This window comes from Asticcacaulis sp. DW145 (genome assembly GCF_037101385.1).
Taxonomy (GTDB): domain Bacteria; phylum Pseudomonadota; class Alphaproteobacteria; order Caulobacterales; family Caulobacteraceae; genus Asticcacaulis; species Asticcacaulis currens.
On record NZ_AP029024.1, the window covers coordinates 1776687 to 1801179 of the forward strand.

A 24493-nucleotide genomic window follows, 5' to 3' on the forward strand; every position below is an offset into this window, starting at 1 on the left:
TTTTTTGGGCTTATGCCGGAGACCAGACATGAAACGACTGATTGCCTTCCTGACCGCGTCCACCCTTCTGGCCGGCAGCGCGCTCGCGCAGACCGCTGCCCCGCCGGCGGCGGACGCCACGCCGTATAAGATTGGCGACATTCAGGTCTATAGCCTGCGCGACATGCAATTTGTCATCCCCAATGACGGCAAGGTGTTCGGCCTCGATGCCAGCCCGCAGGCCGTGGCTGAGGTGCTGAGGGCCAATAATGCCCCGACCGACAGCATCACCCTCAGTGTCGATGCCCTGCTGGTCAAGGACGGCGCCCGCCTGATCCTGATCGACACCGGCGTCGGCGGCGTGCTGGGCGACAGTCTGCGCATGAGCGGCCACGCGGCGGCGGACATCACCGACGTCCTGATCACCCATCCGCACGGCGATCACATCGGCGGTCTGGTCAGGGACGGCAAGCCCGCCTTCCCCAAGGCAAAAATCCGCATGGCTGAGGCTGACTGGGCGTTTCTGAAAGGGCAGACCGATCAGGCCGCGCTCGTTTCCGCCATCACGCCGCAGGTCGAAACCTTCGCGCCCGGTGCCGCCATCACCGCCCACGTCAAGGCGGTCGCCATCAAGGGCCACACGCCGGGCCACAGCGGCTTTGAGATCACCTCGGGCAAGGAGCGGCTGCTGGACATAGGTGACGCGGCCCACAGCTCGATCATCTCGCTGGCCCGACCCGACTGGTCGATCCAGTTCGATACCGACAAGGTCGAAGCCAAACACAGCCGCCACGCCCTGCTAAGCGAACTGGCGAGGTCCAAAACCCTGATCTTCGCCCCGCACTTCCCCTATCCGGGGATCGGCCATGTGGCGGCCACGAAAGACAAGAACGGGGGCGACAGCTTCGTCTGGGTGCCCCTGAAATAGGCGGCTAAGCGCCGGGTCTTTGCGTGCGCGGCAAAGGCCCGCCCTAGAGCGCGACGCTGCGCACCTGAAGCGTGCGCGCCGCCGTAAAGGCGAGCACGAAACCGCTCAGGAAGGGCGCGCCGACTATGCCCGCGGCGCGGTCGCCTTCCGCCCCGAAAGCGGCCCGGTCATGCGGATCACCCAGGGCGACCACCATGCGGGGCACCGCTATGCCGCCGATCTGCACCTCCCTCACCTCGACGTGGCGCACCTTGACCTGCTGCCCATTGACCCCGGTCAGGGCACTCTCGTTCAGCACCGGATAGGCGTCCCACAGCTTATATTGGCGGACAAAATCGCCCCGGATATAGAGGGGGCGGCTGGCCCCGGTATCCAGAAGGCAGTCGAGGGCCTGACCGGCAAAGCGCAGGCGGATATGTACCTTGTCGGCATTCCCCGTAATATCGGTCTTGTAATAGCTGTCGAGCGGCGCAAAGCCCTCCAGCGGCATATCTCCCCCCAGATAGTAGCGGATTTCGCCGCCGCTCTGATCCAGCTGACACGGCAGCCGCGTCAGGAGATCGGCGGACAACAGCCCGTCGTGTTCGGCCGCCTCAAAGCCTGATGACCCAAAGACCTGCCAGTCACGCAAGCGCAGCGCCCCGCCAATCATCACCTCGGACACGGCGTAGCGCGTCATGAATTCGGTGCCTTTGAGGCTGTGGCTGCGGCCCTGCCCTGTGCTGACCAGACCCAGCTCCTTGCCCAGGCTGGCACGGATCACCGTGTGACTGGCTCCCGTATCGAGAATAAAGCGATAAGGGCCCTGACCGTTCAGCCGGACCTCGACAATCGGTTTTTTGGAATCCGACAGGGTGAGCGGCACGCGAATGACCTTCGCTTGCGCCGAGGCGGTACCGGCCAACAGTCCCAACCCCGCCGCAGCGCCGCTCAGACATAGATCGCGACGTGTAATCATGCGCTTTCCCCTCTATCGTTGACGGGAGGCTAAAGCGCATTCCGAAAACTGTGCAACGGTTTTTGGAATGAAATGCACGACAAAATAAAGTTCAGGGCGGAATTTCGATTCAACCTGAACGAAATCCGCTTCAGGTCACGTTGCCCGCCAAAGCCATCCGGCCGGATCAGGCGGCGTTGGACGGCCGGCGGTCTTCGATCTTCATAAAGGCCGCCAGACTGGCGACCGCCGGACGGATCTCGTTCAGGTCCGGCCATTCTTCGCGCAACTGGTTCAGGATGATGCGCACATTGTTGTAGAAGTCCTGACTGGCGATCGTCTTGCACGCCGGGACCAGCACTTCGAGCTGCGCGTACATGGCGCGGCGGGCCTGAAGCGGGTCGGAATTATACTGCTCGAACGCCGCCTTCAGGATGCGGACGGCCTGTTCGATATGGGCGGTCTTCTGATCCTTGTTGTCGGAGGCGCGCTTGCGCGGCCCGGTATAGTCGCCAGAGTTGAAGCGGCGACGGTCCGGCCCGACATAGCCCACGGCTTCGATCCACGGACGCGCCTTGAGCGCCACGTGTTCGACGCGCTTTTGCAGGTCGCCCCAGGTGAAGGGCTTGCGCATGAACTCATCGGCGCCCGAGTCGCGAATATCGTTGAGCAGGCTCATGGTGATTTCAGGAGCGATGGTAATCACCGGCGATTTGCGGCACGAGGCATTGGAACGGCGCAGCCCCGTGGTGAAAGCGAGTGCGTCGCATTCCGGTAACTGATGCGAACAAACGATCAGCGAATACATCACCCCCGACGCCTTATCGAGCGCTTCTTCGTGGTCGCGATAAAGGGTGATCTGCTCGGCGCCCAACATGCGCAGCATGTCCGAAAGCATACGGCCATAATTGGGATTCGCCTCCACCAGCATGACCTGCTTGAGCGTTCCCCTCAGCTTTTGTGCGGTGGCTGGATTCTGACCGTACACGCTTTTGTCTCTCCGTTTTCGGAAGACACCTTACCGCAGAGGAGTAAATACCGGATTTACGGCAGGGCAAAAAACGTTTGCACGCAACAGGTTCGGCTTTGCTGTAACCTGTCACCGGACGGTCTGACGCATAGTCGGCGCACCTTACAATGCAAAACGGGGAAGGTCGCCCTTCCCCGTCTGATCGTCTCTGCGCCCTCAGTCCGCGAACGGATCACGCATGAGAATGGTGTCCTCTCGCTGGTTTTTTAGTTTCCGGAGGCCACCACTCGACCGTTAGTCCGCAAACGGATCACGCATGAGAATGGTGTCCTCTCGCTGGTTTTTTAGTTTCCGGAGGCCACCACTCGACCGTTAGTCCGCAAACGGATCACGCATGAGAATGGTGTCCTCTCGCTCTGGACTGGTCGAAAGCAGTGCCACCGGCGCACCGATCAGTTCCTCGATGCGGCGGACATATTTCACGGCATTGCCCGGCAGGTCCTTCCACGAGCGCGCGCCCTGGGTCGATTCCGACCAGCCTTCCAGTTCTTCATAAACCGGCTCAATACCCGCCTGGGCCCGGAACCCGGCGGGCAGATAGTCCAGCACCTTGTCGCCGACCTTATAGCCGACGCAGATTTTCAGCGTCTCAATCCCATCCAGCACGTCGAGCTTGGTCAGGGCCACGCCGTCGATACCGTTGATGGCGATGGATTGCCGCGCCAGCACCGCGTCCAGCCAGCCGCAGCGGCGCGCCCGGCCCGTGACCGTGCCGAACTCATGGCCAACGCGCGAGATGCGCTCACCGATCTCGTCGAACAACTCGGTCGGGAACGGGCCCGAGCCAACCCGAGTCGTATAGGCCTTGAGGATGCCCAGCACATAGCCGACGCTGCGCGGGCCCATGCCCGAACCGGCAGCGGCCTGACCGGCCACCGTATTGGACGAGGTGACGAACGGATAGGTGCCGTGGTCGATATCGAGCAGCGCGCCCTGCGCCCCTTCAAACAGGATGCGCTTGCCTTCCGACTTCGCCTTGTCCAGCACGTACCAGACGGGCTTGGCGAAGGCGAGCAGGCGCGGCGCAATGGCCTTCAGTTCGGCGATCAGCGCCGCCGTATCGACCTCAGCCAGCCCAAGCCCCTTGCGCAGCGCGTTGTGGTGGGCCAGCAGACGCTCGATCTTGGCATCGAGGCCGTCAAAGTCTTCGAGGTCCGCCACGCGGATGGCGCGACGCCCCACCTTGTCCTCATAGGCCGGGCCGATGCCGCGCCCCGTGGTACCGATCTTACCCGCGCCAGCCGCCGCTTCGCGCGCCGTATCGAGTTCACGGTGGATAGGCAGGATCAGGCAGGCATTGTCGGCCAGCACCAGCAGGTCGGGCGTGATGCTCAACCCTTGCGCCTCGACGCGGCCGATTTCATCGAACAAAGCCCACGGATCGACGACCACGCCGTTGCCGATGACCGACAGCTTGCCCTGCACGACGCCCGACGGCAGCAGAGACAGCTTATACACCTTGCCATCGACCACCAGCGTGTGACCGGCGTTGTGACCGCCCTGAAAGCGCACCACCACATCGGCGCGATTGGACAGCCAGTCCACCAGCTTGCCTTTGCCTTCGTCGCCCCACTGGGCGCCTACAACGGTCACATTGGCCAAGTTCTTACTCCGCAGCAAAACGCCGCCGGAGAGGATTTCGTCCGGGTGCGTTACATTCAAAATTCAGGCGGTTGCAGCCTATAGAGCGCATTCCAAAAAGTGTGAAGCGGTTTTTGGAAGCAAATGCGCGACTGACACAATCTATGGCAGGGCCATAGCCTTAAACCGGCGGCTTCGTAACCCGTAAAATGAGGCGAACGCCGGTTATTCGCGACTCCCCGCCGACACCGGGCGATATGTCAAGGACGCTTGACTAACCCACCGCTCCGTGTCAAGCTCCCTTGACACAAGGAGGGTGCAGACATGTGGACATTACTGACGATACTGGCCGGGCTATTTGTGCTGGTGGGCTTGGGAGGGATGATCTGGGGCGCGAGCGGGCGCACGCAGGCGCGCCGCAAGCAGGGCCTGTGGGTGTTGCGGACGGGCATGGTGCTGGGCGGTATCTGTCTGTCGCTAAAAGCGTTTTCAGGGGATACGAGCAACATCATCTACGGCATGATGCTGCTCGTCTTCGGCACGGCGGTCACCGATCTGGGCCCGAAGGCCGACAAGAGCGGCAAGCCCGAAGCCTGAGCGGTCAGGCGGCCACCAGCCCCAGTTCGGCCACGGCCGCCGCATAGGCCCATTCCAGCCACGGCAGCAGGGCTTCGACATCCTCGGCCTCGACCGTGCAACCGCACCAGACGCGCAGCCCCGGCGGGGCCGCACGATAGCCGGTGATATCAAACGCCACGCCTTCCAGCTCCAGCAGGCTGCCGACGCGCGCCGCCAGTTTGGCCTGCGCCTCGGCAGGCTGGGCCTGAATGGCCGGATCAACGAATTTAAGGCACACCGAGGTCGTTGAGCGCGTCGCCTGATCCACCGCCACGAAGTCGATCCACGGCGTCTTTTCCACCCAGTCGAACAGGGCACCGGCCGCTTCGTCGCAGCGCTGGATCAGGCCGTCGAGCCCACCTTCACGCTGCGCCCAGCGCAAGCAATCGAGATAGTCCTCGATGACCAGAAACGAGAAGGTGTTGATGGCGTCGCCGCCCAGAATGGCCATATCCGCCGCATGGCCTTTTTTGAGGCGCAGCACCTTGGGGATGGGGCGGCCCGCATCGAACGTGTTGAGCCGTTCCACGGCCTTGGGCGACAGGATCAGCACGCCGATTCCCGCCTCGCCCCCCAACGCCTTCTGGAAGGAGAAGGTGGCGACGTCGAGCTTTTCCCACGGCAGGTCCATGCAGAAGGCCGCCGAGGTGGCGTCGCACAGGACCAGACCGCTGTCGGGAGCCGCATGACCGTTGAGGAAGTCGCTGTTGGGCACCCGCACACCGGAGGTCGTGCCGTTCCAAGGAAAGACCAGATCGGCCTTCGGGTCGATCCGGGTCAGGTCCGGCAACTCGCCATAGGGCGCCGACAGCACTTCGGCATCGAGTTTGAGGTGTTTGGTGGCGTCGTCGGCCCACAACTGACCGAAGTTTTCAAAGGCCATAAGCTGCACCTTGCGCGCCCCCAAAAGGTTCCACATGGCGGCCTCAAACGCTCCGGTGTCGGAGCCCGGCACCATGAACACCTGATAGTCGGCAGGAATGCGCAGAATGTCGCGCGTCATGTCGAGCGCCTGGCGGATGCGGCCCACCGTCACTTTTGAGCGGTTGGAACGGCCTACCGGCGCGCCCGACAGGGCTTCGGGCGTCCAGCCGGGACGCTTGGCCGTCGGACCCGACGAAAACCACGGACGTTCGGGAATGGTGGCAGGTTTGGCGCTCATGGTCAGGCCTTCTTCTTCGGTAATTGTCTTTCCGGTCGGCGCGCCGGGCGATATACGCAGACGCCCGGCTTGTGCGTCCAAATCCAGCCAAGTGCAAGCGGAAATCGAAGGCGCAAATCCTGAACCGAAAATGAACCGCACCGTTCAGGTCCGGTTCGAGTCGCGGGCCCTATAAAGGTCTCAACGCTGAACATCGGCGTGACACAAGAGACCTTTGGAGAGACCCACATGACCCAACTCAAGACCCTTGCTGCCGCGGCCGTCGCTATTGTCGGCCTGACCGCCATGACCCCGGCCTTCGCCGCCGGCCAGTACGACCGTTACGATCGCTATGATCGTTACGACCGCTATGATCGCCGCGAAGATATCCGCGATCGCCGTGACGACCACGTCGATGCGCGCATCGACCGCCTCGAAGACCGCCTCGACATGGGCCGCCGGTCGGGCCGCCTGACGCGCAGCGAATACGGCCGTCTCAGCGGCGAACTGAGCGGCATCCAGCGCCTGTCCTATCAGTATGAACGTTCGGGCCGCGGCATCGACCGTCAGGAAATGGCCAATCTGAATTACCGCCTCGATCGCTTCGAACAGAAGCTCTACTGGGAGCGCAACGACCGCGACACCGCCTGGCGTCGCTAACAGGCTTCAGGTTCGGGTGGATCTAACCGCCCCGCCTGAAGGTCGGGGGCAGCCGGGAACACTGCCCCCTTAAGGATGCGTCCCCTTCTGTCCCCCCATACCCTAAGGGGACGCATCTGACCCGCTCAAAGCACCCAGTTGTGCCTGAGCGGCCCATGCCCGCCACCCAGATTCGGCGCGGTGATAATCGCCCCCATCACGTAATCGCGCGCCAGTTCCACACTGTCGCCCAGAGAGCGTTCCGGACGCGCCAGCACGGCGCAGGCGCTGGCCAAGGTGCAGCCCGTCCCATGCGTATGCTGCGTCTCGATACGCTCGGACACGTAGCGCCGCGCGTCGTCTTCCCACAGCAGCCAATCGACCACTTCGGCACCGTCAATGTGCCCGCCCTTCATCAGCACGGCTTTGGCGCCCATCTTCAACAGGGCTTCGCCGGCGCGCTGCTGAGAGGCTTCGTCCACCACCTCGATACCGGTCAGCACGGCCGCTTCCGGGGCATTGGGGGTCAGAAGCCCTGCGCGCGGGATGAGCAGCGTGCGGATGGCGTCAATCGCCTCTTCCGGCAACAGCGGGTGCCCGCCTTTGGCCACCATGACCGGATCGACCACCGCAAACACCCCCGCCTTATCGAGAAGAGCCGCCACGGTTTCGACCACCGGCGTCGTCCCCAGCATCCCCGTCTTCACCGCATCGGCCCCGATATCGCTCAGGCAGGCTTCGGCCTGCGCCGTGATCAGGGCTTCGGGCACCGGCATGACGTCGGTGACGCCCAGCGTATTCTGCACGGTCAGGGCGGTGATCGCCGTCATGGCATAGCCACCGAGGCAGGTCACGGCCTTCAGATCGGCCTGAATCCCCGCCCCGCCCGACGGGTCAGAACCGGCTATGATCAGTACGCGACGCATGGCTAACTCCTCAGATCGACCCGTGACCGAAATAACTTTCCTTAGTCCCCCGGCACGGTTAAGGGAAGCGCCCCACGCAGGAAATGACTCCATGACCCGCCCGATCACCGACTACCCCAGCGCCCTCGCCACCGGCCTTTACCGCCACTATAAGGGAAAGGACTACGTGGTGTACGGCAGCGTGACCCATTCCGAAACCGAAGAGGTGCTGGTGCTCTATGCGCCCGTCGTGCAGGCCGATCCGGCCCGCCTGTGGGTGCGGCCTTTGGCCATGTTCTGCGAATCGGTCGATAGTGACGGTGAGATCGTGCCGCGATTTCGCAAGCTGTGATCATGAACGAAAACACCGACGACTCACGCTGGAACGAACTGATCCCCGAAGCCTTTGCCGAGGCCTCGGACCCGCTGGTGCGCGTTCTGCTGGGCAAGATGCTGGTCGTGCGCCTCAATCAGATCGGCACGAATGACGAACTTCTGAGCTTTGAGCTGGTCGCCGGGCGCGTCGTGCGCGCCAATCGCAAGGAAGGGCTGGTGCTGTCGCTGGTCGGGGCGCGTCAGGGCGAAGCGTTTTTCCTGCCTCTGGTGCCCGAAGCCTATACGCTGATTGATCCGGGCGACTATGCGCTGACCTGCGGCACGGTGGTGCGTAACCCGGACTTCCGCGCCGCCTTCGATATTTACGCGCAGGTCAACTGACTATCTCAGACGCGAGGCGATGAAGTCGGCGTCATAGCCCCCGGCCTGCGCCAGAGCCGCTACGGCCAGTGCGATCACGCCCAGGCCCAGAATCGGCAGAAGGATGGCCACGATCCATTGGAACAGGCTGCGGCTTTGCTGCGCGACCACGGCGGGCGGCGTGGTGTCTTCCGGCGTCGCCCATTCATAGGCCGGCACCTCCATCTCGACCGGTCCGGTCAGGATGTGCGGTCCCGTCTCCACCTCCTGCGGCGCATGGCTGAACTTCAGATTACGCTTTTGCCGATCAGGCATTACGGTCTTGCTGAACTGAGGTTTTTTCGTCAGTACCCGCTTCATCATAATTCTACCGGTTTTCCCCTGCGCACCTATCCCGCAGCGCACGCCGAAAGGTTAACACCGGACCCGGCGGGGCTGTAAAGTCGTTTCGCGCCGCTTTGGCCGCCTTTTTTGTACGAAAGCGGCTGAGTGTTACATTTCAAAGACATAGGACCGTTGCAGGCGTAACCGGACTTCGCCTGTCAGGCGAGCGCGGCCCACAGACGCAGGGCCTGACGCATCTCGGCCACATCGTGCACACGCACCATGCGCGCGCCGTTTTGCACCGCATAGAGATGGATGGCCAGCGTGCCGCCGATACGCTGCGTGGCGTCAGACGGGGGCGCGCCTTCGCGGTCTTCCAGCGCGGCGATAAAGCGCTTGCGCGAGGCGGCCATCAGCAACGGAAAGCCATGCGAAGCCAGACGCCGCGTTGCGCGGATCAGGCTCAGATTGTGATCCAGCGTCTTGCCAAAGCCGATACCGGGATCAAGCCAGATGTTTTCGCGCGCCACGCCCGCCGCAATCGCCGCCTCGGCACGGTTCAGCAGATACGCCTCGACCTCCGCCACCACATCGTCATAGTGGGGTGCCGCCTGCATGGTGCGCGGCTCGCCCTGCATGTGCATCAGGATGACCTGACCTTTCAAGGCGGCGGCAGTCGCCAGACTGTCGGGACTGTGGCTGAGCGCCGTGACGTCGTTCCACAGGGTCGCCCCGGCAGCAAAGGCGGCGCGCGCCACTTCGGGTTTCAGCGTGTCGATGCTGAGCGGGCCGGACCACCGGGCACGCAGGGCGTCAATGACCGGCACAACACGGGCGATCTCTTCAGCGGCGGACACGGGTTCGGCACCCGGTCGGGTGGACTCACCGCCGATATCGAGCACATCCGCCCCTTCGGCGATCAGCCGCAGGCCCTGCGCCACCGGATCATAGGCCCCGCCGTCGGAAAACGAGTCCGGCGTGGCATTGATAACGCCCATGATCAGGGGGTAGGCAGTATGGTCAGGCAGACCCATAGCGCATCCTCGTTCGGTGTGCCCCCTTGTGACAAGGTTTGCCGCACGCCGCAACCGGGGTCTGCCAGACTCTGATTAACGCAGCGGGGTGTCCAGACAGATATAGGTCTGGCTGACCATTTCCGAGTTGGCGTTATACTTGGCCACAAAGGCATCCCAGGCGGCATCGCGCGGCGGATTGGCCTTTGACCCGAAGGACGGCGGGTCGATATGCAGGGTCACCACCTGATCCGGCGACAGGCTGGCCTTGCGCGTCGCGGGGTCCATGACCATCACCGTGCCGCCGACCTGAATGTTCGAGGTCAGGCCGTGGCTGCGGTACCAGGCGAGGTTATCGGCGACGGCTTGCCTGAAGCCTTCGACGGTGCCGCCCGGCTTGATCTTGGAGACGCGGTAGATGACCACATGGCCGCTGGGGCATTCGGTCTTGTCCGCCTGCGCAAAGGCCGGGGCGGCAAACAGACCGCACAGGGCGGCGACGATAACGAGCTTTTTCATGGAAGCGTCCTAATGAGTGCGAGAACACGCGGTACTAAACGCACAAACTTTCACGAGAACGCGACACTTTTATGAGCTGGCTGGCAAGCGCTTATTTCAGGTGAGCGTCCCGCATCGCGAGCAAGGACAAGGCCGTCAGATCGAGATGACCTTCGCCGCCTTCGACCAGACGGCTCAGGCGCTCGCGCAATAATGCATTCAGCGGCATCGGCACTTCCAGAGCCTGCGCCGCCTCCGCCGCGAGCCGCATATCCTTGGCCGCCAGCCCCGCCGCAAAACCGGCGGGCTCAAACCTTTCCGCCACGATCAGGGCACCATAGTTTCTGTAGATCGGCGCACTGAACAGGGTCGAGGTCAGAAACTCAAGCAGGTCGGCCTTATCGACGCCGCCCTTGGCCACCAGCGCCATGGCTTCGCCCAGCGCTTCCGTCACGTTGACGATCAGGAAGTTACCCGTCAGCTTGACCAGATTGGCCGCAGACGGCGTGTCGCCAAAGACCCGCACGGTCTGACCGATGATCTCCAGCAATGGCAGGGCCCTAGCCAGGGCCGCTTCGCTGCCCGCAGCGGCGATAAACAGCTTGCCTTCGGCGGCCACCGGTGGGCGACCAAACACCGGGGCGGAGACGAAATGCTGGCCTCTTGCCGCATGGGCTTCGCTCAGCCTGTCGGCGAGCGCGACGCTGATGGTGCTGAGCGAAATGTGGAGGCCGCCAGCCGGCAGGCCCGACAAAAGAGACTCCAAAACGCTTTCGACAGCGGCATCATCGGCCAGCATGGTGAAGACCGCCTCGGCCTGACCGGCCTCGTAAGGCGTGGCGGCTCGCCGGGCACCTATGGCAACGAGCGAATCGGCCTTTTCCGGCGAACGGTTCCACACCGCGACCTCATGCCCGGCCTTGACCAGATTGGGCGCAATGGCCGCCCCCATATTGCCCAAACCGATAAAACCGATCTTCATGGCGGCCTCCTCTGTATGCGCCGAATTGACGGACCTAACCCTGCGCCGGTCTGCCGATGCGCTTGATTTCCCAGTGCAGGTCGATGCCGAACTTTTGCTTGACCTCGGCGCGCACCGTATCGCCTAAGCCTTCGAGGTCGGCCGCCGTGGCATTGTCGGCATTGATCATGAAGTTGGCATGCAACTCAGAGAACTTGGCGCCGCCAAAGCGCTTGCCGCGCCAGCCCGCTTCATCGACCAGCTTCCACGCCGAATGGCCTTCCGGATTTTTAAAGGTCGAACCGCCGGTCTTTTCGCGGATCGGTTGGGAGGTTTCGCGGCGCGCGGTGATGGCGTCCATGCGTTCGGCGATGGCCGCCGGATCGTCAGGCGTGCCCTGAAACACCGCCTGTATCCAGACAATATCCGGACTGATGTCCGAGTGGCGATAGCTGAAGCCAAAGTCTTCGTTAGTGAAGGTTCGTATCTCACCCGTGCGGTCATAGCCCCAGGCCGAAACCAGTACATCCTTGGTTTCGCGGCCATAACACCCCGCATTCATCGTCAGAGCGCCGCCAATGGTACCGGGAATCCCCGCATAAAACTCCAGACCTGCCAGACCGGCCTTGGCCGCGGCCCGCGCCACAGCGCTGTCGAGCGCGCCCGGCCCCGCAATGATCAGATTGTTTTCTATGTCTATCTGAATGTCAGAGAAGGCCTTACCGGCTAGGCGGATGACGACGCCTTCGATTCCGCCGTCGCGCACAATCAGATTGGACCCCACGCCGATATAGGTGACAGGCACAGACGGGTCCAACTGACGCAGGAAATCGCTCAGGTCTTCCGGATCAGCCGGGATGTACAGCACATCCGCCGGGCCGCCAACGCGGAACCACGTAAACGGGGCCAGTTCGGCCTGCTTTACGATCTTGCCGCGCACGGCGGGTAGAGTGTCGGTCCAGATAGTGGAAGAAGACGTCAAGTTAGGGCCTTTCGAATAGATTGTCGTTAATTGAGGACTTTACTTGCGTAGAGGTCCGCAGCAATTTTTAATCCACCCGCTTCTGTATCTATCAGGTCGAAAAACAACCCATCTTCAAAACCTTCGCTCAACGACTCAAGCTTCTCCTGACGCTCTTCCCGGTCATGAGGGTAGGTTTCACCGAGCCTATCAACCGAATGCTTCAGCAAGGCTGCGATTTTTGGCATCCCTAAAGCTTTGAAGCGCTCAATCGCTTCTAATGCCAATACCCCGGTGGAATTGTCGAAAAACTGATCAAACCCACCATTATATATTTCACTTTGAGCCCAATGTGCGGCGAATAAATGCTGAGAACTTTCAGGAAGAGTATCGAAAGCCTTCCGGAAAACATCATAGCCGTCGTAAATGCTTACATTTTCCCAGTAAGGTTCTATAAGTCTCCAATATCCCGTCATGCGTCTTTACCCCGTCAGCCCTTCCAACTGCGCCGGAAGCGCATAGGCCCACTGCGTGATATCGCCCGCCCCCAAGCAGACGACCAGATCCCCGGCCTTCGCCTCAGCGGCCACAAGGCCGGCCAGCGCCGCCGGGCCGTCGAGGCCTACGGCATTGCGGTGGCCGTGACGGTGCAGGGCTTCGACCAGTGCGTCCTTGCTGACGCCCTCGATCGGCGCTTCACCTGCTGAATAGACGTCGGCGACGATCACCTTGTCGGCGTCGTGGAAGCAGGTCGAAAACTCGGTCATCAGATCGCGCAGACGGGTATAGCGGTGCGGCTGCACCACGGCGATGACCTTGCCTTGTGTCACCTGACGCGCGGCCTTGAGCACGGCGGCGATTTCGACCGGGTGGTGGCCGTAATCGTCGATGATGCGCACGCCGTTAACGATACCGGTGGTGGTGAAGCGGCGCTTGACGCCGCCAAAGGCACCCAGCCCCTTGCGCACATCGGCCTCAGAGACGCCCAGTTCGCGGGCGATGGCGATGGCCGCCGTGGCGTTCGACACATTGTGGTTGCCGGTCATGGGCAGTTTCAGACCCGCCCAAGTGAAGGGCTCAACACCCACCGGCGAAAAGACCACGTCGAAGGTCGCGCCTTCCGGGCCGAAGTCGATATTGGTGCAGCGCACCTCGGCCTGCGGCGAGACGCCATAGGGGATCAGGCGGCGGTTTTCGACCTTGGCGGTCAGGGCCAGTACTTCCGGGTGATCGACGCAAACGGCGGCAAAGCCATAGAAGGGGATGTTTTCGACGAAATCGACAAACCCCTTCTTCACAGCTTCGAAATCGCCCCAGTGGTCGAGGTGTTCGGCGTCGATATTGGTGACGATGGCGAGGGTCGATTTCAGGCGGAGGAAGGAGCCGTCGGACTCATCGGCCTCAACCACGATCCAGTCGCCGTCGCCGACCTTGGCATTGGTGCCATAGGCGTTGATAATGCCGCCATTGACCACGGTGGGGTCCAACCCGCCGGCGTCGAGCAGCGCCGCCACCATCGAGGTCGTCGTCGTCTTGCCGTGCGTGCCGCCAACCGCGATGGAAAACTGCAGGCGCATCAGCTCGGCCAGCATTTCGGCGCGCCGCACCAGCGGTATGCGGCGCGACCGTGCGGCGACCATTTCGGGATTGTCGTGTTTAACCGCCGTCGAATAAACCAGCGCCGACACGTCGTCGCTGACATGCGCCGCTTCGTGGCCGATAAAGATTTTGGCCCCCAGCTTTTGCAGACGCTCGGTATTGGCCGAGGCCTTGGCGTCCGAGCCCTGCACCTTGTAGCCGATCTTTATCATGATCTCGGCGATGCCGCTCATGCCGATGCCGCCGATGCCGACAAAGTGCACGGGACCGAGATCGAAGGGCGTGGGACGAAGCTTGGCAGGGGCAATCATGGAGGCATGGACTCGTGGGGTAAGATGAAAGGTGTTCTGCTTTAGAGCGCATTCCGAAAAGTGTGCAACGGTTTTCGGACTCAAATGCGCGACCAACCAAAACGTTAGAGCGCTATTTCGACGAAATACGCTCTAAAACACGGCGACACAGGTGTCACGGAGGATTTTTAAGCCCTAATTCCGTCGGATCAGATAGGAACAGATCGGATTTGATGCTATTTTGGAGGAAACACAGGAGCATCCCATGGCCAAATTCTCCATCTCCATGACCGACCGTATGGCGCAAACCGTTCAGCGCCGCGTCGAACAGGGCGACTATAACAATGTCAGCGAATATTTCCGCGATCTGGTGCGCCGCGATGAGGAAAAACAAGCCGCCGAAGACCGCCTGCGCGATATGCTGGACAAGGCCGAAGCGAGCGGCTTTGTCGAAGACCGCGTCGAAGATATCTGGGCGGAAGCGGAAAAGCGTTACCTGAAACGGCTGGAGCTCAGAAAACATGGCTGATTACCGCCTCAGCGTCGAGGCCCGACGCGACCTGATGGACATCGCGGACTACACGATGGACGTTTTTGGCGCTCAGCTGGCTTACGATTATCAGAATGCCTTTATCGAGGCCTTCCACCTTCTGGGTCAGTATCCAGCCATGGGGCGGACCTGTGAAGACATTCGTCAGAGCGTGCGCTGCTTCCGCGAAGGGTCGCACATGATCTATTACCGGCAGGCCGGAGATATCATCTATATCCTGCGCATCCTGCACTACTCGCAGGACCCGCTGCGTCATCTTTAGGTTTCCGCCTCGCCCGACACCTCGGCCTCGGCCCCGTGATCGCCCAGCACTTCGCCGACATAGAACTTCATCACAAGCGTGTGGGCCACGACGGTCAGCGGCGTCGCAAACAGCACCCCCAGCGGCCCTAAGAGCGAGCCGAACCCCAGAACAGCAAACAGCGTAATGACGGTCGGCACGGCCGCGACGTGCTTTTGCACCATCGGCGTGATGATGTTCGACTCAAGCTGCGACACGCCGACATAGATGACGAGCGCCGCCACAAAGGTCGTCATATTCTCTGAGGCGGCCAGCAGCAGGCCCGGCCCCGCCGAGACCACCGGCCCGACGATCGGCACAAACTGCGCCAAACCGGACATCAGCCCCAGCGCCCCCGCCGAAGGCACGCCCGCAATGCTGAGCCCGATGGCCGTCAGTGACCCGACCAGCACCATCGAAAACAACTGTCCCAAAAGCCACAGACGCAGCGCCTTGCCGCTCAGATTGAGACCGTCCCGCACGCGGTCCTTTTGCGACCGGGGGAACAGGCGCACCACCCCATCGCGGTAGCTGCGCGGCTGCATGGCCATGAAGATGCCCGCCACGACCACCACGAGCAGGTTGGCGACCGATGAGGCGATTTCCCCCGCGATCTTGGGCACCAGAGACAGGACGCCGGACGCCTGCTGACTTAAGCCGTTGATCTGATCCAGCAGCGTGGCCCCGACATCGGAGGCGCGCAGGCGCACCTGAAGCTGCGCCCAGGCTTCGGGTATTTCCCGCGACAGGTTGTTGGTCTGACGGACGATCTCGCTGCCGAACAGCCAGCCCGACGCCGCCAGAAACGACACGAGGAACAGAAGCGCCAGCAGCACCGCCCAGCTGTCCTTGAGCTTCAGATACTTGACCAAAGGCTCCGCCGTGGCGCGCAAAACGGTCGCCACCACCACCGCACCGAACACCAGAAGCCAGATGCCAATCAGCTTGAGCGCCAGAAGGCTCAAGCCCACCACCATCAGCAGAAACAGCGTCTTCTGGACAAAGCCCGCATCGAGACGGTTACGCGCAAAAAACATGGGACGCCCCCTCACACTCAAAACCATCCTGATCTAGCGGCTTCGCAGATAAGGAAACAATTATTCCGACCGTTTGCGCTTCACCGTGCGCTCGACCAGATCGGCCAGTTGCTGCGCCGCGTCGGGCCGCGCCACCGATTTGGCGGCGGCGGCACGTTTTTCAAGGCCCACTGCCCCTTCTTCGATCAGGGCGCGGATGGCCTCGCTCAGGCTTTCGACCGTCACATCGTCTTCGCGCAGGACCACGGCGGCCCCGGCCGCCTGTAGCACGTCGGCGTTGTGGGTCTGGTGATCGTCGGCGGCGATTTTCAGCGGGATCAGGAGGGATGGCTTGCCCGCCACAGCCAGTTCGCAGCAGGTCGAAGCGCCCGACCGGCCGATGACGATATGGGCGCGGCCCAGCCGCTCAGCCATATTGTCAAAGAAGGGCGCCACCTCAGCCTCGATATCGGCCTCGGCATAGGTCTGGCGCGCAAAGTCCATCTGCTCGGCACGGGTCTGCTGTTCGACCCGCAGATGGATGCGCAGCGACACCGGCAAGAGCGCCAGCGCCTGCGGCACGGTTTCCGACAGAATTTTCGCGCCCTGCGACCCGCCGGTGATCAGAAGGCGGATCTCCTTGTCGATAGACGGATAGGGCTGCTCATAAAGCGCGCGTATGTCCGGGCGCACCGGATTGCCGACCACCTGCACCTGCCCTTCGAGCACAGCCGGGGCCATTTTCAGCACCGGAAAGGCGCAGGCCACCGCATCGACCCTGGCGCACAGTTGGCGATTGGAACGCCCCAGCACCGAATTCTGTTCGTGCAGCAGGGTCACGTCCTTGCGCGACAAGGCCGCCATCAGGGCCGGATAGGAGGGATAGCCGCCAAAGCCGATCACCGCCCTGGGCTTGAGGCGCTTGAACGCCTTGCGCGCCTGCTGCGTACCGGAAAAGATTTTCAGCGCCGCCTTGGCCATGCCGATGATATCGCCGCGCTTGAAGGTCGCGGCTTCCAGCGACAGGCGCTCTATCGCCGGGAACTTCTCTGCATAGGCCGCCCCGCGCGCATCAGAGGCCAGCACCACCTGCCAGCCGCGCGCAATCAGCTCACGCGCCAGCGCCTCGGCCGGGAACATGTGCCCGCCCGTCCCCCCGGCAGCCACCACGGCCAGCGGCGTTTCGGACAGGGGTTTGGGCTTTTTCTTACGGGCCATAGATATTTGCTCTTTTAATCCCGCCCGTAAACGGGACAAGGGTCTTGGTTACCACTGCGTATGATCGTCCGGTTCGATTTCCGCCGGGCGTTTGCGCGTCAGGGCCAGAATCAGCCCCATGGTCAGCCCCATAGCCATCAGCGACGACCCGCCATAGGAGATGAACGGCAGGGTCATGCCCTTGGGCGGAATGACCTGAAGATTGACGCTGATATTGATCAGCACCTGCATCCCCAACAGGATATACAGGCCCGATGTGGAGATTTGACGAAAGGCGTCGGGCATGGCCATGGCCTTCCACAGGCCGCGCAGCACCACAAAGGCGAAGATGGCGATCAGCAGCAGCGACATCCACAGGCCGTATTCTTCCGCTGCGACGGAATAGATAAAGTCGGTATGCATGTCGGGGATCAGGCGCTTCATGGTGCCTTCGCCGACGCCCGTACCGGTCAGGCCGCCATTGGCGATGGCCGCCGCGGCGCGTTCGACCTGAAAGCGGTCACCGTCCGGGTCGATAAACTCTTTAATACGGTCACGAAAGTGCGGCAGGATGAAGTAGAGGCTGGCAAATCCGGTCACCCCCGCCGCTGACAAACCGACGATCCAGCGCATCGGCACGCCCGAAATATAGAAACAGGCCCCGAAGGCCACGGTGATCAGTATGGACTGCCCCACATCAGGCTGGATCAGCAGAAGCGCGATACACAGGGCATAGAGGCAAAAGGCGATGGTGACGCCCGGCACGCCCTTGCCCTTCTGGCCTTCGGCGAACATCCACGACACCAGCACGATCAGGGCGGGCTTGAGGAATTCCGACGGCTGAAGACTGAAAAAACCGAGGTCAAGCCAGCGCCGTCCGCCCTTTGAGGTGTGGCCGATCAGCGGCAGCATGGCCATGACGAAAATGGCCCCGCCATAGATGGCGACGCTGGCCCGCTTCACCCCTTTCAGCGAAAACATCGAAATGCCGAGCATCATCGCCACCGAGGCGAAGGCAAACAGCACATGGCGCTGGGTGAAATAAAACTCGTTGGCAATGCCGACCTTGGGCGCAGCCACGGGCGACGACGAGAAAGAGAAGACGAGCCCGGCGAAGATCAGCAGCAGCACAAAGCCGAGCGTCAGTTTGTCCACCGTCCACCACCACATGGCCAAGGGCGAGCGGTCGGTGCGCGTAAACGGATGTGCGAAGCCGGAATTCATGGGCGGGTACGGTTCTGCAAGGGAAAACAGGCCCCGCAAGCCCGCGGGACAGTTGAGCCGCAGAGTCGGGAAACGCGGTTAATACCGGGTTAAGATTTCCCGAAAGGCCGCATTTATCCTCCCTGCGCGCAACGGACGGACAATAGGGTTTTCCGCCGGAGCCCGCCATGCCACTTAGGTTTGCCCCCACCGCCCTGCCCGCCCCTTTGCAATCGAAACTGGCCCGTACCACCGGGCACCTGGCTATGATCGCCCGCTGGAACCGCGATCACGCCGACGCCGACCCGCGCTGGCTGGCCTATATGCTGGCCACAGCGTTTCATGAGACCGGCGGGACCTGTCAGCCCGTGCGCGAAACCGGCGCCGCGTCCGATGCGGCGGCCATCCTCATACTGGAGCGCGCCTTTGCCGCCGGGCGACTACCGTGGGTAAAGACGCCCTACTGGCGGCGGGACAAGGCCGGTAAGTCGTGGCTGGGGCGCGGTCTGGTACAGATTACCCACCGCGTCAACTATGCGCGCTTCGGTCAGGCCATCGGCGAAGACCTGATCAGCGATCCCGACCGGGCGCTGGACCCGGAGGTGGCGCTGAACATTCTCTTTACCGGCATGATCGCGGGCCTGTTTACGGGCAAAAGGCTCAGCGACTATTTCACGCCCCGCCGCAGCGACTGGACCGGGGCGCGCGCCATTATCAATGGCCGCGAAAGCGCGGAGACCGTGGCGGGGTATGCAAAGGCGTTTTACGCGGCCCTGTCTCAGGTCTGACCTGTCATCTGCCGCCAGCGTTCGATCAGGGGCTGATAGGTAGCGGGTCCCTTGTCAAAACTCAGTTCATCCGCGCCGATCGTCACAAAGGCCTGTCTGGAGCGCGTCCAGATATGCCCGGCCGGACGCAGCCAAGCCGCATCGTCCAGCGTACCGCCCTTGATATTGAAGGTTTCGCCCTCGGGGCGGCGTCCGTGAAACAGCCGTGTGCCGCAGTCCGGACAGAATTCGCAGACCTTTTGCGCGCCGCTTTCAGCCTGCACGTGAAAGCCCTTCGGCTGGCCCTCTATCTCGATATCAGCGGCGCGCACCCGGATCGACTCGCCATAGGCCGAAGAGGACTGCTTCTGGCAATGGGTGCAGTGACACAGATAGAAGACGACAGGCATGGCCTTGAGGCGATAGCGAATCCGGCCGCACTGGCAGCCGCCGGACAAGGGAAACGGCGGGACATTGACGGTTTGCATGACACCCTCTTGATCAGGCTTTTGCTTTTAGGGATTCTGCGCTTGTCACACCAGACTTTTTCCTGTAATGACCCGCGCTTCCTGACCTGCCGGGCCCCTGACATGCCTTGGCGGGTGCTAACTCTATAAAGAGGACGGCGTTACCCGCGCCGCAAATGAAATGTCAAAACTAAAGACCAAATCGGGCGCCAAGAAGCGTTTCCGCTTCACTGCGTCGGGCAAGGTGAAGGCTGGCGTCGCCGGCAAGCGCCACCGTCTGATCTCGCACAACGGCAAGTACATCCGTCAGAACCGCGGCACGCAGGTGATGTCGGACGCCGATACCGCGAAGATCAAATCCTACATGCCCTACGCCTAAGGAGACGTGAACCATGGCACGTGTTAAAAGAGGCGTTGTTTCTCACGCCCGTCACAAAAAAGTTCTGAAGCAGGCCAAGGGTTTCTACGGCCGCCGCAAGAATACCATCCGCACTGCTAAGGCCGCTGTCGATAAGGCCGGCCAATACGCTTACCGCGACCGTCGCGTCAACAAGCGTAACTTCCGCGCCCTGTGGATCCAGCGCATCAACGCGGCTGCCCGCGTCGAAGGCTTCACCTACTCGCAGTTCATCCACGGTCTGAACCTGGCCGGGATCGAGCTGGACCGTAAGGCTCTGGCCGCTCTGGCCGCCAACGACGCCCCGGCCTTCACCGCCGTGGCCGAGAAGGTCCGCGCTGCTCTGGCGGCGTAATCTCTCTGGCGAGCGCATCCCGAAAGTGGTCACCGGTTTTCGGACACAGATGCGCGACCGTCTCTGAAAGAGACACCCGAACACAAGGAAACCCCGCACCAGCAACGGCGCGGGGTTTTTCGTTTTTCTCCTCAACCACACCTCAGATGCGGATGACAACAAAACTGTCATGCGGGCGCGTTATTGCGTAGGCTCAGCTATCGGAGCCGCCTTATGACCAGCCGCCGCACCTTTCTTCGCACCACCCTCAGCAGCGCTCTGGCGGCGTCGCTGGGCAGCCTGCCCCCCGCCATTGCCCGCGCGCTGGACATCCCCGCCCACATCCGCACCGGAACGATCAGGGACGTCGAACACGTCGTCATCCTGATGCAGGAAAACCGCAGCTTCGACCACTATTTCGGCACGATGAACGGTGTGCAGGGCTTTGGCGATCGCTTCGTCATCCCGGCCCCGGCGACGCCCACCCACGCTAACCGCACCGTCTTCGCCCAGCCGCGTGAGGACGACCCCACCCGCCTGATCGCGCCGTTTGCGCTCAACACCACCAAAGACTTCCGCCTGATGCGCGTCGAAGGCACGCCGCACAGCTTCAAGGACGCGCAGGCCGCCTGGGACGAAGGGCGTCTGACCAACTGGCCGAAGTCCAAGCACAATCACGCGATGGCGCATTTCGAACGCGCCGATCTGCCGTTCCAGTACGCTCTGGCCGAAGCCTTCACCCTATGCGACGCCTATTTCTGCGCCATGCACGCCGGTACCAATCCCAACCGCGTGGTCCACTGGACGGGCACCAATGTCGGCCCCAACGGCCCGGTCATCGTCAATGATTATGACGAGATGGACGCCGATCCGAAGGGCCACGGCGGCTATGACTGGACCACCTATCCGGAGCGTCTGAGTGCGGCGGGCATCGACTGGCGCCTGTATCAGAACATGAAGGACAATTTCACCGACAACCCGCTGGTCGGCTTCAAGACCTACCGGGCTGCCGATAAAGCCACCTCCGGAAAGCTCGCGGACCTTGCCGAGCGTTCGATCCGCACGCGCGACCTCGATAAGCTCAAAGAAGACGTGCTGACCGGCAAGCTGCCGCAGGTGTCGTGGATCATCGGCACGGCCGAAGGCTCCGAGCACCCCTCGACCTCCTCGCCGGCGCAGGGGGCCGACTATACGGCGCAGGTGCTCGATGCCCTGACCGCCAATCCGGAGATATGGGCGAAGACCGTCCTCTTGATCAATTTCGATGAGAATGACGGCTATTTCGACCACGTGCCGCCGCCCGCCCCGCCGTCTCTGGATGCCAATGGACAGCCGCTGGGCTATGCCGAAGGGGCGGAGCGCGAATATCACCAAGGAGACGACGCGCTGAAAAACCGTCCCTATGGCTTGGGCCCGCGCGTGCCGATGTACGTCATTTCGCCGTGGTCGAAGGGCGGTTACGTGGCTTCGGAAGTGTTCGATCATACCTCGGTCATCCGCTTCCTTGAAACGCGCTTCGGCGTTCAGGAGCCGAACATATCGGCGTGGCGTCGCGCCGTGTGCGGCGACCTGACCTCGTGCTTTGATTTCAAAACGCCGAACGATCAGCCCTTCTTTGCCCACCTGCCCAAAACCGCCGACCGCGCCGAACAGGCGCGCAAGCTGGGGAGTAAGACGACCCCCAAAACGCCCGACGCCCTCACCGCTCCGGTGCAGGAACAGGGCCTGCGCCCCCGCCGCGCGACACCTTATGAATTGCAATGCGGTCTGAACCGCGACGGCGAACTGGTCATGCTCAACAATGGCACTGACAAGCGTTCAGCGGTGTTTCACCTCTATGACCTGAATGCGCGCGATGCTATCCCCTATCGGTATACGGTCAGCAACCGTCAGACGCACAGGCTGCCCGCCGGGGCCGTGAAGCTGTGGGTCAATGGCCCCAATGGCTTCCACCGCCGGTTCGAGGGCGCAACCATCTTGTTCGGCTGTGAACGCGGACCGCAAGGGTTTGAAGTCAGCAATGCTTCCGACAAGCCCCTGAGCCTGATGTGGCGCGACGAAGCCTATGGACAGGCCGCGCAAAACCTGAGCCTCGCCCCCGGTGAAAGGCAGCCGCTGCGCTTCGATGTGGCCGCCAGCCACGGCTGGTACGATTTCAGCCTGACCGCTGAGGGATACCGCCTACGTCTGGCCGGCCATGTCGAAGACGGCAAGCCGTCCCTGTCCGACCCGGCGGCCTTCGGCGCGGCGAAGCTGACGGTCTGAAGTGATGAAGTGGGGGCTACGCCATAGTCCCCAAAAGCCTGTGGCCTGTGATCGCTCGGCGACATCCCGTTTCGCTGCGTTCAGCCATCGCGGCCGAAAAATATACTTTTGCTGAGGCTATACCCAAGCCTTCGGCATAGGGAAGAGAACGCACACCAAATGCGGGTTAGCTTCGGCGGGAGGGGACGCTTAATGTGCAAAGACTGCCTGTGTAGCCGCTTGCGGATGAGACCACAGATAAAAGCAACGGGTGTGTAGCGAGAACAGAGATGATGAGAAAATATCGCTCATCACCCTCGCAAAATACCTATCAACCAAAGCCCGTCCGTATACCATTTCCCCTCCCCGGCCTGTATTGAGACCTAATGCCCTTGCGGGGTCGGTTGCGGCAGCGGTACACCCAGCTTGTCGCGGATGTCGTCAATGACCGACACCGCTGTGCCGCGCACCGGTGCGCGGATCACCCGCTTGCCGGCCTCCATCAGGATCATCCCGCCGCGATAGGGCCACACCCGCGGGGCCCACTCCTCAAAGGTCTGGGCCCAGCGCAGCAGCGAGCGCAACGGCGGCACATAGAGGGCATAGGACCAGGCGATCGGCTCCAGCTCCGCCGCCCGCAGCAGGGTTTCGAGCTGCGTGCGCGAAAAGGGCTGTCCATGACCGAACGGCGTCTTTTCCGCGTGGGTCCACAGACCACCGCGCGCCACCACGGCCAGAATCAGCCGACCGTTGGTGGTCAGGCAGCGCGAGGCCTCGACCAGCAGGGCTTCGGGGTTTGAGGCTTCCTCCAGCGCGTGCATCAGAAAAATCCGGTCGAACAGGGCCGAGGGAAACGGCATGTGCTGCTCATCGACCAGCACCGAGCGGCTTTTGAGGCCTTCGGGCCAGATTTCGGCCCCCTGCGCCGCCGGCATGGCGGCGATTACACGCCGCGCCGTGCCGTTGAACGCATCGAGATAGGGGGTGGTATAGCCCAGCCCCAGCACGTCAGACCCCGCCACATCGGGCCAGGCTTCGGCCAGCTTCTGGGCCACCATGCGTCTTGTCACCGCGCCTTCGGGCGTGGCATAGAAACGGCTCAGTTCGGAAACGATGCGGCGCAAGATGGGTCCTCAGGGATCAGAACCTATATATAGGACGCTTTGCCCGGTTGAGGGAGGATTTTGCCATGTCGGCCCTGCAAATTCATCAGTTTCCGGCGCTCAATGACAATTACGGCTTTGTGGTCCGCGATCAGGCGTCGGGTCAGGTCGCCTGCATCGACACGCCGGATGCCGAGGCCGTTACCGCGGCGCTGACGGCGCAGGGCTGGGGGCTTGACTATATCCTCAATACCCACTGGCACCCGGACCATACGGGCGGCAATGCGGCGCTGAAAGACCGCTATGGCTGTCTGATCTACGGTCCCGAAGAGGTGCGCCGCGCCGCGCCGCTCGATCAGGTTTTAAGCGGCGGTGACCGCTTCGCACTGGGGCAGACCGTGTTCGACGTGCTGGACCTCAAGGGGCATACGCTGGGCCATATCGGTTATGCGGCAGCGTCGGAAAAGGTGGCCTTTGTCGGGGATACCCTGTTTGCGCTGGGCTGCGGGCGTTTGTTCGAGGGCAGCGCCGAAGACATGTGGGGCAGCCTGCAACGGCTGCTGGCGCTCGATCCGCAGACGACGCTCTACTGCGCGCACGAATATACCCTGTCGAACCTGAAATTTGCTGAGAGCTTGGGACCGTTCCCGGCATTGGAAGCGCGCGGTGCAGACATTCGCGCCCGCCGGGCGCAAGGCGAACCCACCGTGCCCATGCGTCTGGCCGATGAAATCGCCACCAATCCGTTTGTGGTCTATCCGCTGAAAGAAGCCGGCTTTGCCGCTCAGGCCGCGAAGTTTGGCGAAATCAGAGCGGCCAAGGACCGGTTCTGATC

General features: G+C 62.3%; 29 protein-coding genes. 12 read left to right on the top strand and 17 right to left on the bottom strand.

Translation table 11 applies throughout. The features are described from left to right. The first annotated feature begins 28 nt into the window (after positions 1-28). Positions 29-907 carry an MBL fold metallo-hydrolase gene (locus tag AACH73_RS08190; RefSeq protein WP_272741398.1) on the top strand — a complete coding sequence of 293 codons (879 nt, stop codon included), beginning with the start codon at positions 29-31 and terminating at the stop codon, positions 905-907. Between the two features lie 43 nt (positions 908-950). On the opposite strand, the gene AACH73_RS08195 is transcribed toward AACH73_RS08190, so the two are convergent. From AACH73_RS08195 to AACH73_RS08205, 3 genes are all read right to left on the bottom strand, one after another. Next, positions 951-1865 carry an aspartyl protease family protein gene (locus tag AACH73_RS08195; RefSeq protein WP_338734538.1) on the bottom strand — a complete coding sequence of 305 codons (915 nt, stop codon included), beginning with the start codon at positions 1863-1865 and terminating at the stop codon, positions 951-953. Between the two features lie 166 nt (positions 1866-2031). Then, positions 2032-2832, bottom strand: a complete 801-nt coding sequence (locus AACH73_RS08200; RefSeq protein WP_272741400.1) for a response regulator — start codon at positions 2830-2832, stop codon at positions 2032-2034. A gap of 354 nt (positions 2833-3186) precedes the next feature. Next, entirely contained in the window at positions 3187-4476 is a 1290-nt protein-coding gene (locus AACH73_RS08205; RefSeq protein ID WP_272741401.1) for an adenylosuccinate synthase, read from the bottom strand. 303 nt (positions 4477-4779) lie between these two features. Between AACH73_RS08205 and AACH73_RS08210 the strand changes: the two genes are divergently transcribed. Further along, on the top strand, positions 4780-5052 hold the full coding sequence (locus AACH73_RS08210) for a hypothetical protein (protein ID WP_272741402.1): 273 nt from the start codon (positions 4780-4782) through the stop codon (positions 5050-5052). Positions 5053-5056: 4 nt separating this feature from the next. Here the strand turns inward: AACH73_RS08210 and AACH73_RS08215 are convergent, their stop codons facing one another. Continuing rightward, positions 5057-6235, bottom strand: a complete 1179-nt coding sequence (locus tag AACH73_RS08215) for a phosphoserine transaminase (RefSeq protein WP_272741403.1) — start codon at positions 6233-6235, stop codon at positions 5057-5059. A gap of 228 nt (positions 6236-6463) precedes the next feature. On the opposite strand from AACH73_RS08215, the gene AACH73_RS08220 reads away from it, so the two are divergent. After that, positions 6464-6874 (top strand): hypothetical protein, encoded by a 411-nt coding sequence (locus AACH73_RS08220; protein WP_272741404.1) that lies wholly within the window; start codon positions 6464-6466, stop codon positions 6872-6874. Between the two features lie 125 nt (positions 6875-6999). Here the strand turns inward: AACH73_RS08220 and thiD are convergent, their stop codons facing one another. Beyond that, on the bottom strand, positions 7000-7779 hold the full coding sequence (gene thiD, locus AACH73_RS08225; protein WP_272741405.1) for a bifunctional hydroxymethylpyrimidine kinase/phosphomethylpyrimidine kinase: 780 nt from the start codon (positions 7777-7779) through the stop codon (positions 7000-7002). Positions 7780-7870: 91 nt separating this feature from the next. Between thiD and AACH73_RS08230 the strand changes: the two genes are divergently transcribed. Next, entirely contained in the window at positions 7871-8110 is a 240-nt protein-coding gene (locus AACH73_RS08230) for a DUF1653 domain-containing protein (protein ID WP_272741406.1), read from the top strand. Positions 8111-8112: 2 nt separating this feature from the next. Further along, positions 8113-8475, top strand: coding sequence for a hypothetical protein (locus tag AACH73_RS08235; RefSeq protein ID WP_272741407.1), 363 nt, complete (start codon positions 8113-8115; stop codon positions 8473-8475). Here the strand turns inward: AACH73_RS08235 and AACH73_RS08240 are convergent, their stop codons facing one another. From AACH73_RS08240 to murC, 7 genes are all read right to left on the bottom strand, one after another. Next, positions 8476-8769 (bottom strand): hypothetical protein, encoded by a 294-nt coding sequence (locus AACH73_RS08240; RefSeq protein ID WP_272741408.1) that lies wholly within the window; start codon positions 8767-8769, stop codon positions 8476-8478. Between the two features lie 227 nt (positions 8770-8996). Then, entirely contained in the window at positions 8997-9812 is an 816-nt protein-coding gene (gene folP / locus AACH73_RS08245) for a dihydropteroate synthase (protein WP_338734539.1), read from the bottom strand. Between the two features lie 75 nt (positions 9813-9887). Then, positions 9888-10310: a hypothetical protein gene (locus AACH73_RS08250; RefSeq protein WP_272741410.1), complete on the bottom strand. Its 423-nt coding sequence runs from the start codon at positions 10308-10310 to the stop codon at positions 9888-9890. 91 nt (positions 10311-10401) lie between these two features. Beyond that, complete coding sequence (locus AACH73_RS08255; RefSeq protein ID WP_272741411.1) at positions 10402-11271, bottom strand: NAD(P)-dependent oxidoreductase; 870 nt, start codon at positions 11269-11271, stop codon at positions 10402-10404. Between the two features lie 34 nt (positions 11272-11305). Next, on the bottom strand, positions 11306-12232 hold the full coding sequence (gene murB / locus AACH73_RS08260; RefSeq protein WP_338734540.1) for a UDP-N-acetylmuramate dehydrogenase: 927 nt from the start codon (positions 12230-12232) through the stop codon (positions 11306-11308). Positions 12233-12258: 26 nt separating this feature from the next. After that, positions 12259-12687, bottom strand: a complete 429-nt coding sequence (locus tag AACH73_RS08265) for a DUF4375 domain-containing protein (RefSeq protein ID WP_338734541.1) — start codon at positions 12685-12687, stop codon at positions 12259-12261. Between the two features lie 6 nt (positions 12688-12693). Further along, positions 12694-14121, bottom strand: a complete 1428-nt coding sequence (gene murC / locus AACH73_RS08270; RefSeq protein WP_272741414.1) for a UDP-N-acetylmuramate--L-alanine ligase — start codon at positions 14119-14121, stop codon at positions 12694-12696. Between the two features lie 244 nt (positions 14122-14365). On the opposite strand from murC, the gene AACH73_RS08275 reads away from it, so the two are divergent. Continuing rightward, on the top strand, positions 14366-14629 hold the full coding sequence (locus tag AACH73_RS08275) for a type II toxin-antitoxin system ParD family antitoxin (protein ID WP_272741415.1): 264 nt from the start codon (positions 14366-14368) through the stop codon (positions 14627-14629). Further along, a complete protein-coding gene (locus AACH73_RS08280; RefSeq protein ID WP_338734543.1) occupies positions 14622-14912 on the top strand; it encodes a type II toxin-antitoxin system RelE/ParE family toxin in 291 nt (96 codons plus the stop codon). The genes AACH73_RS08275 and AACH73_RS08280 overlap by 8 nt, the downstream gene beginning before the upstream one ends. Here AACH73_RS08280 and AACH73_RS08285 read toward each other — a convergent pair. From AACH73_RS08285 to AACH73_RS08295, 3 genes are read right to left on the bottom strand one after another with little or no spacing between them, the layout of a single operon-like run. Then, a complete protein-coding gene (locus tag AACH73_RS08285) occupies positions 14909-15967 on the bottom strand; it encodes an AI-2E family transporter (RefSeq protein WP_272741417.1) in 1059 nt (352 codons plus the stop codon). The two genes, AACH73_RS08280 and AACH73_RS08285, sit on opposite strands and share 4 nt — an antisense overlap. Before the next feature lie 60 nt (positions 15968-16027). Next, positions 16028-17164, bottom strand: a complete 1137-nt coding sequence (gene murG / locus AACH73_RS08290) for an undecaprenyldiphospho-muramoylpentapeptide beta-N-acetylglucosaminyltransferase (RefSeq protein WP_338734544.1) — start codon at positions 17162-17164, stop codon at positions 16028-16030. 48 nt (positions 17165-17212) lie between these two features. Then, a complete protein-coding gene (locus tag AACH73_RS08295; protein WP_272741419.1) occupies positions 17213-18367 on the bottom strand; it encodes a putative peptidoglycan glycosyltransferase FtsW in 1155 nt (384 codons plus the stop codon). A 167-nt stretch (positions 18368-18534) separates the two neighbouring features. On the opposite strand from AACH73_RS08295, the gene AACH73_RS08300 reads away from it, so the two are divergent. After that, positions 18535-19134 (top strand): glycoside hydrolase family 19 protein, encoded by a 600-nt coding sequence (locus AACH73_RS08300; protein ID WP_338734545.1) that lies wholly within the window; start codon positions 18535-18537, stop codon positions 19132-19134. Here AACH73_RS08300 and AACH73_RS08305 read toward each other — a convergent pair. Then, positions 19125-19601, bottom strand: a complete 477-nt coding sequence (locus AACH73_RS08305) for a GFA family protein (RefSeq protein ID WP_338734546.1) — start codon at positions 19599-19601, stop codon at positions 19125-19127. The two genes, AACH73_RS08300 and AACH73_RS08305, sit on opposite strands and share 10 nt — an antisense overlap. Positions 19602-19761: 160 nt before the next feature. Here AACH73_RS08305 and rpmI point away from each other — a divergent pair, with 160 nt between their 5' ends. The 3 genes from rpmI to AACH73_RS08320 all read left to right on the top strand — a co-directional run bounded on the left by rpmI (position 19762) and on the right by AACH73_RS08320 (position 22576). Next, positions 19762-19959: a 50S ribosomal protein L35 gene (gene rpmI / locus AACH73_RS08310; RefSeq protein ID WP_013479283.1), complete on the top strand. Its 198-nt coding sequence runs from the start codon at positions 19762-19764 to the stop codon at positions 19957-19959. Positions 19960-19972: 13 nt separating this feature from the next. Beyond that, complete coding sequence (rplT, locus tag AACH73_RS08315) at positions 19973-20332, top strand: 50S ribosomal protein L20 (RefSeq protein WP_272741422.1); 360 nt, start codon at positions 19973-19975, stop codon at positions 20330-20332. Between the two features lie 213 nt (positions 20333-20545). Then, the gene (locus AACH73_RS08320) at positions 20546-22576 is read left to right on the top strand and encodes a phospholipase C, phosphocholine-specific (RefSeq protein WP_338734547.1); all 2031 of its coding nucleotides are present in this window, start codon (positions 20546-20548) and stop codon (positions 22574-22576) included. Positions 22577-22938: 362 nt separating this feature from the next. Here AACH73_RS08320 and AACH73_RS08325 read toward each other — a convergent pair whose 3' ends face one another. Continuing rightward, a complete protein-coding gene (locus tag AACH73_RS08325; protein WP_338734548.1) occupies positions 22939-23679 on the bottom strand; it encodes a methyltransferase domain-containing protein in 741 nt (246 codons plus the stop codon). A gap of 65 nt (positions 23680-23744) precedes the next feature. Here AACH73_RS08325 and gloB point away from each other — a divergent pair, with 65 nt between their 5' ends. Next, positions 23745-24491, top strand: a complete 747-nt coding sequence (gene gloB, locus AACH73_RS08330) for a hydroxyacylglutathione hydrolase (RefSeq protein WP_338734549.1) — start codon at positions 23745-23747, stop codon at positions 24489-24491. Positions 24492-24493: the final 2 nt, after the last annotated feature.